A 12,813-nucleotide genomic window follows, 5' to 3' on the forward strand; every position below is an offset into this window, starting at 1 on the left:
TATAAAATGTGAAATTGGGTTTATTGACCCTTTATTTTGTGTGCTTTCGAAATGTAATTAATAACCGTCATCTGAAACGTTAAAATGAATTTAAAGTTTGGCAGAATGCACGAAGTTATCGTGTTTTTTTTATTGCCTTTTTTAATATTCCCGTGGATGGTTTTTATATCCACGGGATTTTTCTATAGAAAAACAAATAGGGCATGCAATCATAATTGTTATCCCTACAAATAAATACAGGAGGTGGTTTCAATGAAAATTTCTAATACTTTATTAAATATCAGTGAAAATAAAGAGGAGGAATTTTATATTGTGTTACAAGAATGGGAAGGATGTATTGCCAGCAGCGCTTTTAAAGGAGCTGCAAAAGTATATTCAAGGAGAAATTATATATATTCCAAAAGAGGATAATGTGCGAAAGGCTTGGGGTGAAAATAATGGTACCCGAAAGCTACTGCGAAAGCGGAATCTGGAAATATATAAATTTTATAAAGATGGAACTACAATTATTAAACTTACAGAATCTTATAATCTGTCAGAGGATAGCATCAGAAAGATAATTTTTAATATGAATAATGAAAAGTTAAAATTAAATGCATAGGAGAGGATGTTTATTTATAGTTTAAAACAATTAGGTTGGGACGAATTCTATAAAGAAGAATTTGACACTTTTATAGAAGATGGTTATACCATAGCAAGAGTTTTCGCAGAGCATAAGCATATTTATAAACTTTATACAGAATACGGGGAGATGCTTTCCGAGATCTCAGGCAAACTACGACATGAGGCAATGAATGATGAAGAATTCCCAACAGTTGGAGACTTTGTAGTAGCAAGTCTTAGAACTTCTGAAATGAAAGCTACTATTCACAAGGTGCTTCCTAGAAAAAGCAAGTTCTCCAGAAAGGTTGCTGGCATCAATACTAAGGAACAAATAGTGGCTTCAAATATAGATACAATTTTTCTTGTCAATTCCTTAAATAAGGATTTTAACGTGAGAAGAATAGAGAGATATTTAATTATGGCCTGGGAAAGCGGCGCAAGTCCAGTTATCCTGCTTAGCAAAGCTGATTTGTGTGAAGATTTAGCCGAAAAACTAAGTCAAACAGAAAGAGCGGCCGCTTTCGTGCCAATTCATATAATAAGTGCCATTGATAAGAGAGGTATGGATGATTTAAATCAGTATTTACAGCCCGGTAAAACCATTGCATTACTAGGTTCCTCAGGGGTTGGGAAATCCACCTTGCTCAATTACCTAGCAGGAGAAGTGGTTCAAGAAACAAAGGAAGTACGCGAGTATGATGATAGGGGCAGACATACTTCAACCTCTAGGGAGATGTTTATTTTAGACAGTGGAGCTATTATGATAGATACTCCAGGAATGAGAGAGCTACAGCTATGGGGTGGCACCGAAGGTATAAGTGAAGCCTTTGAAGATATAGAAGCATTAGCAACCCAATGTAGGTTCTCTGATTGCATGCATAAAAAAGAGCCAGGGTGCGCCATAAAGCAAGCTATTGAAGATGGCATTATTGATGAAAAAAGATTTAAAAGCTATTCTACTCTGCAAAAGGAAGCCAAAATGCTTGAAAGAAAACAGAATGATATAAATAGAATAGCTGGGAATAAAAAGAGTAAAGAATATATAGACCATAAGTATCGGGGGCTTTAATTTCATTGCTATATATAAAAAATAGTGAAAGTATCAAATTTCACCTACGTGCCTTGCAAACGAACTTGAAACTGGAAATTCGATTAAGAAATTCTAATCTTTTGCTCCTATAAAATTCTCTAACGCTCACATTCGGCGTCCTGCCTCAGGTTCGCTAGCCTGGCGTCCTGGCAGGCTTACGAGAATTTTATATCCGCAAAAGAAGAATTTCTAAATCAAATTTCAATAGCTTCATCGTCTCGTATTGCAAGTCACTTCGGAGAAATTTCATACTTTTTAATCTTATCTAATCATGCAACTCCCACTTATAGAAGTATGAGTCTGATAGATAGTAGAGCATTCTTTACAGCCTCTAAGTTTATCCCTTAAAAAATTCCTCTTATAGTCGTTAGGCTGCGAGTTTTACCTGTCATTCCCTTGAAGATAAATATATATAAGTATATGAACTATTGGTATTAACATAAATCTCATATATACTAATAAGTACATACTTGTATTTATTATGTAGTTTTATAAAAATGGGGGCTATTAAATGAAAATCAATATAAAAGACATATTAATCTTAATAATACCAGTGGTTATTTCCATTTTACTCATACCTGTTCTACCGGATAAAATTCCTATGCAATGGAGTTTAAACGGTACTGTGAATTGGTATTTAGATAAGAAATTTTCTTTTATTATTGGAATTTTTCCATTTGTAGTATATGAATTAATAAAACTCCGCCATAAATAATATAATTGTTTACTTTAGAGGTTCAAAAGAAAAAAATACAATAAATTTATAGCGAACACCTGTAGAATAATGTAAAATAAACATAATTTATTTTCGAGGAGGAAAAGATAATGAAAAAGACAGTATTATTATTTTTATTAAGCAATTACGCCGATTGGGAAGCCGGTTATGTCGCTGCTGAATTGAATTCTGACGAGGATAGCAATCCTTACTGCATTAAAACCATCAGTATATCCAATGAGCCGGTACATTCAATGGGAGGATTGAGGGTCTTGACGGATTATTCTTTGGAGACGGTACCTGAAGAGTATGAAGCTCTGATACTAATTGGCGGTACGGGCTGGAGGGCATCTGAGTCTAAACAAATTGTCCCTTTGGTCAAAGCTACATTACAAAAGAACAAGCTTGTTTCTGGAATTTGTGACGGTTCTGTTTTTCTGGCAAAGCATGGGTTCCTTAATGATGTTAGGCATACTTCAAACAGTTTGGAGGACTTAAAAAAATACGCTACCAATGAATATACCAATGCACAAGATTATGTAAATGAACCCGCTGTGGCGGATGGGAACATTATAACAGCTAATGGAACATCACCTCTTGAATTCGCCAGACTCGTTTTTACCAAGCTCCATCTGGATTCTGAGCAAGTGATAAAGCAGTGGTATGATTTTCATAAACTCGGTGAAATTGAGGCCAACAAAATATATGGTACTGATTTGTAGGAGATTTGAATATTAGCCTAAGCAAACTTATTATAGATTAGTTATGACACAATATTCATATATGTTTCATTGATGCTTAAATAATCAAATGTAAAAAACTATGCTAAACTTATAAATTAGCATAGTTTTTTTGTTGCAAAAGTACACATAGGAGAAATTTCATACTTCCCTCCTAAATCAGTTCTACTCTAACTTTTTCCAGTTCTTCACAAATTTTTTCATCTGGCTTTTCATCTACAATAATTGCATCTACATCATAAATATCTGCAAATTTATATGTTCCATCATATTGAAATTTCTTATTTTCCATCACTAGATAAACTTTTTTACCTGAGTGAATAATGGCTTTCTTTGTATTACCATCTTCCAAATCAAAAGTTGTAACACTTTTATCAAACATGTTCACTCCACAGCTGCCTATAAAAGCTCTATTTACTTTGTGCCTAGAAATACTCTCTATAGCTGTGGATCCTACAAATCCATTTAATTCTTTGTTAAACACTCCACCAGTACCTATTACGTCTACATGGTTACATTTTGAAAAGGTTCTAAAAATATCAATCATATTAGTTATAACTATGAGCTTTTTATTTCCTTTTGCAATTTTTTCTGCAATTAGTATATTTATGGACGATATATCTAAAAAAATTGTTTCTCTTGCCTTTATAAGTTCAAAAGCCTTTTCTGCAATTTTTATTTTACCTTGTGAATTAATATTCACTCTGCTTAAAATATCATTATGTGGGGCGGACTGCCTAATTAATACTCCTCCTCCATAAGTTCTTTTAATAATTCCTCGTTTTTCTAAGGTTTTTAAATCCTTTCTTATACAATCCTCTGTTACATTAAAGGTTTTACTAAGGTCCTTTACAATTACCTTTTCATTTTCATTTAATAGCTGAATGATTTTTTCTGCTCTTTCCTCTGCAAACATATTATCTCCACCTTATTTTATAGAATATATACATATATGATGTAGGACAAAATATTATTTTTTATATGACTTTTCTTACATTTAGAATAAACTTACGTGAGCCAGTTGCTAGAATGTATTAAAATACGTTCATTAGAATACATATTTAAATTTATAAACATAAAGTCCCCTTATTTTTAGTATTTATCTTATTTCAATTATATAACAAGATAAAACAATAAACAATGATAATCAACAATAAATATAATTACTTGTTTGGAATAGTAAAAATCCTCTATAAAAAAAGTAACATAACCCTTTTAAAGTTTATGTTACTTTTTTTATAAATTAATAATTGTTTTGTTTCTACCGCTATTTTTCGCCAAATATAAATTTTTATCTGCTTCATTTATAAGTTCATCAATAGTAATCTTCTCGCTTATAATGCTATATCCACCAAAACTTGCTGTTATTTTAATTTTTATATCCTTATAGTCAAAAATATTTTCTTGTAAAAATTTTCTGATTTTCTCTATTACTTTAAATGCATTAGCGCCATCAGTATTCCTTAGCACTATTAGAAATTCTTCCCCACCATATCTACCAACCCAATCTGAGTCACTTCTTACAGAAGTTGAAAGAATCTTTGCAAAATCCTTTAACACAGAGTCTCCTACAACATGTCCATAATTATCATTTACATCTTTAAAAAAATCTAAATCTGCCATAACTACGCATAGTGGCTTATTACTAATCACGCTGTCATTTATATCTGATTGAAGTCTTTCATTTATATATCTTCTATTATACATTCCCGTAAGTTCGTCTTTAATGGCAGCATCATTCATCTCTTTTATTAAGCTCTCAATATTAATTATGCTTTTTTCATTATTAATTATGCTTCCCGTTTGTGTTACATCCTTTAATATTTCTACAATATATACTTTATTTTCTATAGTAACAGGAGATGAAATAACAAGAAAAACTTTCCCTCCAGTAACCTCCATTTTTATAAAAGTATCATTTTCAAGGTAAGCTCTCATGGAAATGCAGTTTTTGCAATATCCCTCTGTTTTCCAAAACCTAAAACATGATTCTTCTACTACTTCAGTTTCATCTTCTTCAAATTTCATAACTTTCTTATTAATTGGATCTATGATTCTTACTGTATCATATAAATTTTTAAATATTGACAATTTTTCTTTGATTATTTCGATAATTTCCATAGCAAGACTCCTTTATAGCTCCTCGTGTATAGTCAAAAATTTCTCATTGTTTGTCCAATTTTTTATCATTTATCAAGGATTATTCATAATTTTCAATTATATGCGAATGAGCTGTACGCTATTCTATATAAGACTAATCATATATATTATACAATATTTTTAGTTTAATGCAATGTATTTTGTTTCTATAATATAGAAAATATTCAAAATAATATTTTTAAATAAGTATTGCATTTATGAACGTTGTTCATTATACTATATATATAGATAAAATTTCTTAGTTAATAATAAATATTTTATAAAGGAGTGATTAATTTGAAAAATAAAAAATTCACCATACTGCCCATATTTTTTACTGTATTTTTAGATTTGCTAGGTCTTGGTATTGTAATTCCCATATTACCCGCGGTTCTAATCGATCCACGCTCTGCAGTATTACCTTTTAGTTATGATTTCGCGACAAGGACATTGATATACGGGTTTTTGATAGCCTCTTACCCCTTGGCTCAATTTTTTGGGGCACCTATATTAGGTACCTTAGCTGATCAAAAAGGAAGAAAAAAACTATTAACTATTTCATTACTAGGAACGCTTTTGGGCTATATTTTATTTGCTCTTGGAATAATATATAATAATATATATCTTTTATTTATTGGTAGAATCTTAGATGGCTTTACTGGTGGTAACATCTCCATTGCACAATCTGCTATAGCTGATATTAGTACACCGGAAACAAAATCTAGAAATTTCGGACTTATTGGTATGGCTTTTGGGTTAGGTTTTATTATTGGACCGTACATTGGTGGGAAGCTTGCAGATCCTTCTATTGTAAGCTGGTTTACTTATGCTACACCATTTTGGCTTTCCGTTATTTTAACTTCTATAAACATATTGTTAGTATTGTTGTATTTCCCAGAAACTTTAGTTAATGCAGCAAAGGCAACTAAAGTTAGTGCCTTTACAGGTTTTAGGAATATTAAAAAAGCTTTCACTTATAAAGATCTAAGAACTATGTTTTTAGTTACCTTCCTTTTAACTGTAGGCTTTAATTTTTTCACCCAGTTTTTTCAAGTATTTCTAATAGGTAAATTTCAATTTAATCAGTCAAAAATAGGTGATTTATTTGCTTATATGGGTCTTTGGATTGCAGTAACTCAAGGTGCAATTTTACGTCCCTTATCTAAAAAATATAAGCCCATAAGCATCTTAAGTGTTTCCATAATATTATTAGCTTTAACACTCCCTTTGTTGTTAATACCTACTAAAGCTATTTGGATTTATGTAATAATTCCTTTTATAGCTATATTCCAAGGACTTACTCAACCAAACAGTACTGCCATTATTTCTAATTTGGCAAACAAGGATAAACAAGGAGAAATCTTAGGCATAAACCAATCTATTTTATCCCTTGCTCAAGCTATACCTCCAATTATTGCAGGTTTTATAACTTCTATAAGTATAAATCTCCCTACAATATTTGCAGCTGGTAGTACTTTACTTGCATGGATTGTCTTTAGGGTATTCTTTATTAAAGAACAAAAACTTAAATATTCAAAGGTTCAAGATGTTGCTATGGATAGTGTCACTAAAGAATAGATTTTTCTACAATAAAAAAAAGGAATGGTTTGTAAATACAAACCATTCCTTTTTTTTATTAATTTAAACTTCATAACTTGCCACTTAATATGGCACTTGCCACTTAATGTGGCCCTTGCTACTTACTACCTGGATGGAACCTAAATTTTCGTAAAGAAAATAGCTTCATAGTATGCATTTGGCAGACAATTCTCATCTAAATTAAGTTCTTTTGAGGTTTTTGATACCTGATCCCATTGTCCATTTTCATAAGCCATAATTAAATCAAGTAATTTACTGTAGCTATTATCATTAATCCCATTTAAAGCATCCTTTACTTCAATTGGTATTAATAATTCTTGGAGAATTTCCTCTAATGGCCTATCTAAAAGCAAATCTATCATAGATAGCATTCCTAGCAAATAAGCATTAAAAGGGTTAAGCTTTTTCGCCATTTTACTAGCAATTGATTCTGAAAATCTTGCCCTTGTTAAGGAATTAATTATTAAAATTTCCGGTTTATCCTCTCCCATATTACGAAAAGCCATTAAATATAACCATTTTTTTATTTCTTTTTCTCCAAGAAGTGCCAATGCTTGTTTCATTGACTTTATTTCACTTACGAAACTATAATTTGCTGAATTTATAAGTTTTAATAGTTTAAAAGATAATGATACGTCTTTTTTTATTAAATTTTCTATACTATCTATGGCGAAATTGTTACTACTGATTTCATGCAATAATTTCATATAAACAGCCTTATTTTCTGGTATTCTTTTTCCTGAAAGTATTGTTGGTTTACTAAAATAGTAACCTTGAAAATATGTATATCCGAGTGATACCGCTTCATTAAAATCTTCCATAGTTTCAACTTTTTCCGCAAGAAACTTTATATGTTCTGAGTTTACCTGTTCCATTACTTTTTTTCTTTGGGCCCCTTTAGTCACTTGAAAATCCACCTTAATAATATCTGCTATCTCGATAAGCTTTCTATATTTATTAGAATAAACAAAATCATCTAAAGCTAAGGTATAACCTAGTACTTTCAATTTTTTACATAGTTCTAATACTTCCTCTGTAGGTTGTATATCCTCCAATATCTCAACTATAACTGATTGAGGGGGCAAAACCTCAAAAATATCGGATTTTAATATATTTTCGGTGAAGTTAATAAAAGCCTTTTTACCACCTGTTACTTTATCCATTCCTATATTTACAAAGCTATTTTTTATAACCGCAATAGTTGCTCTATCCCCATCATCACCTTGGTATATATTTTTTTCACTATCTCTAAATAGTAATTCATATCCAAATAATTTATCATCTCTATCAAGGATAGGTTGTCTCGCAAGAAAAATATCCATGTTTATCCTCCTAGTGAATCTATTATTTAATTCAATTTTCATCTTTATGACTTGCTCTTATAACTTGACACCAAGGTGTCACTTGACACCAAGGTGTCACCTATCTCTCAATTCTCATCATATATTTAACAATTAATTCATCTAAGTTTCTGCTTGTAATAAGCCTTTCCTCTTCCACTTCGGTATTTTGGTCTGTACAGCATATTTCGTTTAAGGTATCTCTTAATTCATTTATTCTTTTATTTAATTCTTCCATTGTAATATTATCAAGAGTTAGATTACTCATACACACCTCACCTCCAAAATAGTTTCAGTTATTGTTAACTCGATTATATATTTATTTAAATGTATAATACTAATAGTATACATTTATTTACACCTTTTTACAATATCTTATAGCAATTCGATATTTTCTTTATTTTTTTATATATTAAAGCCAAAATACAACATGGAGGGAATTCAAATTATTACCTTCTGCGCTATTGTAATATTTTGATAAAAAAATAAAAGCATGTATTAGTAAAATTGAATTGCTAATGCAATTTTACTAATACACACTTCTTTATATCTTATAGTATAAAAAATTAGTTTTTATTATATTTCCATTATTATTGGTATAATTATAGGTCTTCTCTTAGTTTTTATATATAAAAATTGGCCTAATGCATTTCTTATACATGATTTTATTACTGCCCATTCTTTAATTTTATTGTCTAAACATTGCTCTAACTCTTTTCTAACAATGTCCCTAGCTTCATTAATAAGTTCATTGGATTCTTTCATGTATACAAATCCTCTAGTTATTATATCCGGTCCAGCTAGAATACTATAAGTTTCTCTTTCTATAGTAACTACCACAGTAAGGATACCTTCTTCAGCTAAGTGTTTTCTATCTCTAAGTACGATATTCCCAACGTCTCCAACGCCAAGTCCATCTACCATTATAGCTCCGGTTTGTACTCTTCCAGCAAATTTACATTCATTTTGTGATACTTCTAATATTTGTCCTGTTTCTCCGATGAAAATATTATCAGGATTCATTCCTATCTTTTCTGCCAATTGTGCGTGTTGTTTTAAATGTCTATACTCACCATGTACTGGCATAAAAAATTTAGGGCGAACCAATGTGTGAATTAATTTTAATTCCTCTTGGCAAGCATGCCCAGATACATGAATTTCTTCAGTAGTATTATATATTACATTAGCACCCTTTTTGAATAATTCATTTATAACATTGTATATGAATTTTTCATTTCCAGGAATAGGTGATGCAGATATAATGATTAAATCACCCTTTTGTATTTCAATACTCCTATGTGTTGATGATGCCATTCTTGTTAATGCAGCAAGAGGCTCACCTTGGCTACCAGTAGTTACTATTGTTACCTTCTCATCAGGGTAATTATGAATCTCTGCCACAGTGATTATAGCTTCTGGTGGTATATGCAAATATCCTAGTTCAATAGCTACTTGTGATATTCTCTCCATACTTCTACCACTAAAGGCTATTTTTCTTCCAACTAAAATTGAAGCATTGGCAATTTGTTGTATTCTATGGATATTTGATGCAAAGGAAGCTACTATTATTCTACCATCTGCTTTTTGGAATAGTTTATTTAATGATTCTCCAATTACTTTCTCAGATATAGTAAATCCAGGACGTTCAACATTAGTACTATCAGCCATTAAAAGTAGTACTCCTTGACCACCTAATTTTGCAAATCGCTCTAAATCTATAACTTCTCCATCAATTGGAGTGTAATCAATTTTAAAGTCTCCTGTGTGTATAATCCTCCCGATAGGAGTATGTATACAAATAGAGCAGGCGTCTGCTATGCTATGACTAACTCTTATAAACTCTACACTGAGCTTTTCTAGCTTAACAATATCACCAGGTTTTACTACATTTAGCGTACAGTCTGCTATTATCCCATGTTCTTGCAATTTATTTTCTACAAGTCCTAGGGTTAAACGTGTCCCATATACTGGAATTTTGATTTGTTTTAGGATATAAGGTAACGCGCCTATGTGATCCTCATGACCGTGGGTTAGAAAAATTCCTTTTACCTTATCTCTATTCTCTAGAAGATATGTTACATCAGGAATAACTAAATCCACTCCATACATATCTGCATCTGGAAAGGAAATCCCACAATCTATTATAACAATTTCATCTTTATATTCTATTGCAGTAATATTCTTTCCAATTTCTCCAAGTCCACCTAGTGGAATGATTCTAATTTTGTTTTTAACTTTACTTTTATAATTATTATTATTATTATTCAATGTTTTCCCGATTTCTAAATATTAAGCAATCTATTCATCCAATATTTTCGTTCTGTCGACTAAACAGCATGGTGTATTACAGGATTCAGCTACTTAGGTTCGCTCTGTTATAATAGACCGTTTTGTTATACAAATAAGTCTATTATAATAGCACACTATTCCAAGTATTTTTTTCCTATTAACTAACCATAAATCAGGATTTTCACCTACCTTTTTTTTATATTTTTTATTAATTTAATGCTATTTTGCGAGAGAATAGTTTGTGTTCCCGATTCCATCGTCGGTTTCCGTTGTCAGCATTGCTTTCATTGTTATCTTGACTATTTTTTCCCTTGCATTGATAATTCTTTATCCATTTTTCAATGTTTAGCGAATTTGTTAAGATAATTATATCAAAATCTAGCCGGCCTATCTCTTTTAAACTCGTTTACCTTGCTTTAACTACTCAATGAAATCAGCTATATCACTTTTCTTTATTCTATAATGTTCTCCAATTCTAAAAGATGGAATTTCTCCGTCTTTTACCAATTTAATGATAATTTGTTCACTGATTTTAAGATATGCTGCGACTTCACCTATTGTCATAATTTCATCATCTTTAATGTTTTCAATCTTTTAAACTTCTACAGTTTCTTTCGTCTTTCCGACCATTTTCTCTCCTTTCTTAACATATTTAAATAAACCTATATTTCAAAGTGTTGCTTTTTAAGTAAACATCACTCTCTTTATCTATCTATATATTTTGTAATACTTTAATTATCTAACTAAATGTATTTAACTTCATTAACTTTATAAAGACTTCAATTATACTAATTAAATATAATTATACCATATTACATTTGATTATATTCGATTATAATATAATAAAGGTTGAGAAATAATTTCTCAACCTGAAAATTACACTTTTTACAGTGTTAAATATGCTTAAAAGATGCTCTCACCAATTTCTTTTAACATCTTTAAGCCCTTGACTTCCCTATCATACATTGGTACTTTTACTATTTTCGCCTTGTTAAAGATATTTTTTATTTCCATCATATATTTTTCTTACATATTTCTTATTTTTGAAGAAAGGTGTTGTAGCTTGCTCTAATTTACTGGTAGCTTTAAAAGTCTTATAGTATGCCCTGTTAGTGCTTCATCAAATAATTCTTTCATAGGCGCAGGTAGGCCTTTTTTATAATCCTGCGTAGACTTATCTGGATCACTCTCCATAGCATGTAAATTCTCTATACCCTTTATGTTAACAATGCTACTAAAATGTTTTCAAGCCATAGGAATAATTGTCTTTTCCATGACGCAAAAAAAGCAACTTGAAAGAAATATGGCACTTAATACTAGTGTGCATTATTTTCCCTGCAAATTGCATTTTATGTTATTTATTTCTCTATAATAAATTGCTTTTTGAATAGTCCACCTTGCTTAGTATAGTGCAAAATATACTCACTGTCGTAAACATTATGTATTTCTAAATTTGTAATTCCTTTTGTTTTTAAAACTAATTTCACTTTATTAAATTCATCAATTTCTTCTTTGTCAGTTAGCATTGTGGAGAAAAGCTTTTTTGAATAGGTAACCCAAGTCTCTAAAAGGTAGTCAATTGGTGTGTTTACATCTATATTCATTTATCTTCCTCCTTGTATAATATGGATAATATTATTATATAAACTGCATGTTTTTTCTTGTGCACTTCTATTATATATAATACATGATATATAATCAACTTACATTATAATTTATATTGATTTATGATATTTAGTTTGTTATAATATGTATATTTTAGAAACATGTAAAAAATATTACAGTCTTTTATAAGTATTAACCCGTTTACAAATTTTAATACATGAAGGAATAAATATTGAATATCCCATTGAAAGAATTATTCTTTTCCATATTTTACAACATCAATATCTGTAGTTATAATCAAGCATTCGTTTACCTCTTTTATCAAAGGAATCGCCTTAAATGCTACCTATTTTGGTTCCCAAAGCATATCCTATTACACCTAATATTAATGAACATAAAATATATATATAAGCATTGAGCTTTTCTCTTTCTTGAAAAAGATTAAATCCCTCATACATAAAGGTCGAAAAAGTTGTGTAAGCACCGAAAAAGCCATCCCCTAGAAGTAGCATCATATCATTGCTTACTCCAATTGTGCTTACAACACCGAGCATTATTGCCCCTGTAATATTTATTATAAAAGTTCCTATTGGAAATTCAGTACTTGACTTTTCACTTATAAATTTACCAAGGCTATATCGGACCAAGCTTCCAGCTGCTCCACCAACTGCAACTAGCACGTATGTCATTTAA

General features: G+C 30.5%; 15 protein-coding genes. 5 read left to right on the forward strand and 10 right to left on the reverse strand.

Going from position 1 to position 12,813, the window contains the following annotated elements; all coding sequences use genetic code 11:
* The first annotated feature begins 310 nt into the window (after positions 1–310).
* The 4 genes from G9F72_RS23445 (at position 311) to G9F72_RS23460 (ending at position 3,130) form a co-directional block, all read left to right on the forward strand.
* On the forward strand, positions 311–601 hold the full coding sequence (locus G9F72_RS23445) for a CD3324 family protein (RefSeq protein ID WP_164958060.1): 291 nt from the start codon (positions 311–313) through the stop codon (positions 599–601).
* Positions 602–607: 6 nt separating this feature from the next.
* Entirely contained in the window at positions 608–1,672 is a 1,065-nt protein-coding gene (rsgA, locus tag G9F72_RS23450) for a ribosome small subunit-dependent GTPase A (RefSeq protein ID WP_164958059.1), read from the forward strand.
* A gap of 532 nt (positions 1,673–2,204) precedes the next feature.
* Positions 2,205–2,408 (forward strand): DUF1648 domain-containing protein, encoded by a 204-nt coding sequence (locus tag G9F72_RS23455; protein ID WP_164958058.1) that lies wholly within the window; start codon positions 2,205–2,207, stop codon positions 2,406–2,408.
* 110 nt (positions 2,409–2,518) lie between these two features.
* Positions 2,519–3,130, forward strand: coding sequence for a type 1 glutamine amidotransferase family protein (locus G9F72_RS23460; RefSeq protein WP_164958057.1), 612 nt, complete (start codon positions 2,519–2,521; stop codon positions 3,128–3,130).
* Between the two features lie 172 nt (positions 3,131–3,302).
* On the opposite strand, the gene G9F72_RS23465 is transcribed toward G9F72_RS23460, so the two are convergent.
* Together G9F72_RS23465 and G9F72_RS23470 are read right to left on the reverse strand one after the other, a co-directional pair.
* Positions 3,303–4,064, reverse strand: coding sequence for a DeoR/GlpR family DNA-binding transcription regulator (locus tag G9F72_RS23465; protein ID WP_164958056.1), 762 nt, complete (start codon positions 4,062–4,064; stop codon positions 3,303–3,305).
* A 320-nt stretch (positions 4,065–4,384) separates the two neighbouring features.
* A complete protein-coding gene (locus G9F72_RS23470; protein ID WP_164958055.1) occupies positions 4,385–5,269 on the reverse strand; it encodes a GGDEF domain-containing protein in 885 nt (294 codons plus the stop codon).
* A gap of 315 nt (positions 5,270–5,584) precedes the next feature.
* Between G9F72_RS23470 and G9F72_RS23475 the strand changes: the two genes are divergently transcribed.
* Positions 5,585–6,865 (forward strand): MFS transporter, encoded by a 1,281-nt coding sequence (locus G9F72_RS23475; RefSeq protein ID WP_164958054.1) that lies wholly within the window; start codon positions 5,585–5,587, stop codon positions 6,863–6,865.
* A 140-nt stretch (positions 6,866–7,005) separates the two neighbouring features.
* Here G9F72_RS23475 and G9F72_RS23480 read toward each other — a convergent pair whose 3' ends face one another.
* The 8 genes from G9F72_RS23480 to crcB all read right to left on the reverse strand — a co-directional run bounded on the left by G9F72_RS23480 (position 7,006) and on the right by crcB (position 12,809).
* Entirely contained in the window at positions 7,006–8,208 is a 1,203-nt protein-coding gene (locus G9F72_RS23480) for an EAL and HDOD domain-containing protein (protein ID WP_164958053.1), read from the reverse strand.
* A gap of 100 nt (positions 8,209–8,308) precedes the next feature.
* Positions 8,309–8,494 (reverse strand): Spo0E family sporulation regulatory protein-aspartic acid phosphatase, encoded by a 186-nt coding sequence (locus tag G9F72_RS23485; protein WP_164958052.1) that lies wholly within the window; start codon positions 8,492–8,494, stop codon positions 8,309–8,311.
* Between the two features lie 308 nt (positions 8,495–8,802).
* Positions 8,803–10,494 carry a ribonuclease J gene (locus G9F72_RS23490; RefSeq protein WP_164958051.1) on the reverse strand — a complete coding sequence of 564 codons (1,692 nt, stop codon included), beginning with the start codon at positions 10,492–10,494 and terminating at the stop codon, positions 8,803–8,805.
* Positions 10,495–10,935: 441 nt separating this feature from the next.
* Positions 10,936–11,079: a helix-turn-helix domain-containing protein gene (locus tag G9F72_RS23495; protein ID WP_164958050.1), complete on the reverse strand. Its 144-nt coding sequence runs from the start codon at positions 11,077–11,079 to the stop codon at positions 10,936–10,938.
* A gap of 339 nt (positions 11,080–11,418) precedes the next feature.
* Positions 11,419–11,532, reverse strand: coding sequence for an ArsA family ATPase (locus G9F72_RS27695; RefSeq protein WP_164958049.1), 114 nt, complete (start codon positions 11,530–11,532; stop codon positions 11,419–11,421).
* 51 nt (positions 11,533–11,583) lie between these two features.
* Positions 11,584–11,709: a hypothetical protein gene (locus G9F72_RS27235; RefSeq protein ID WP_263487047.1), complete on the reverse strand. Its 126-nt coding sequence runs from the start codon at positions 11,707–11,709 to the stop codon at positions 11,584–11,586.
* A 164-nt stretch (positions 11,710–11,873) separates the two neighbouring features.
* On the reverse strand, positions 11,874–12,119 hold the full coding sequence (locus G9F72_RS23505; protein WP_164958048.1) for a hypothetical protein: 246 nt from the start codon (positions 12,117–12,119) through the stop codon (positions 11,874–11,876).
* A gap of 336 nt (positions 12,120–12,455) precedes the next feature.
* The gene (crcB, locus tag G9F72_RS23510) at positions 12,456–12,809 is read right to left on the reverse strand and encodes a fluoride efflux transporter CrcB (protein ID WP_164958047.1); all 354 of its coding nucleotides are present in this window, start codon (positions 12,807–12,809) and stop codon (positions 12,456–12,458) included.
* Between the last annotated feature and the right edge of the window lie 4 nt (positions 12,810–12,813).

Origin of the sequence: Clostridium estertheticum (assembly GCF_011065935.2) — a bacterium.
GTDB lineage: Bacteria > Bacillota > Clostridia > Clostridiales > Clostridiaceae > Clostridium_AD > Clostridium_AD estertheticum_A.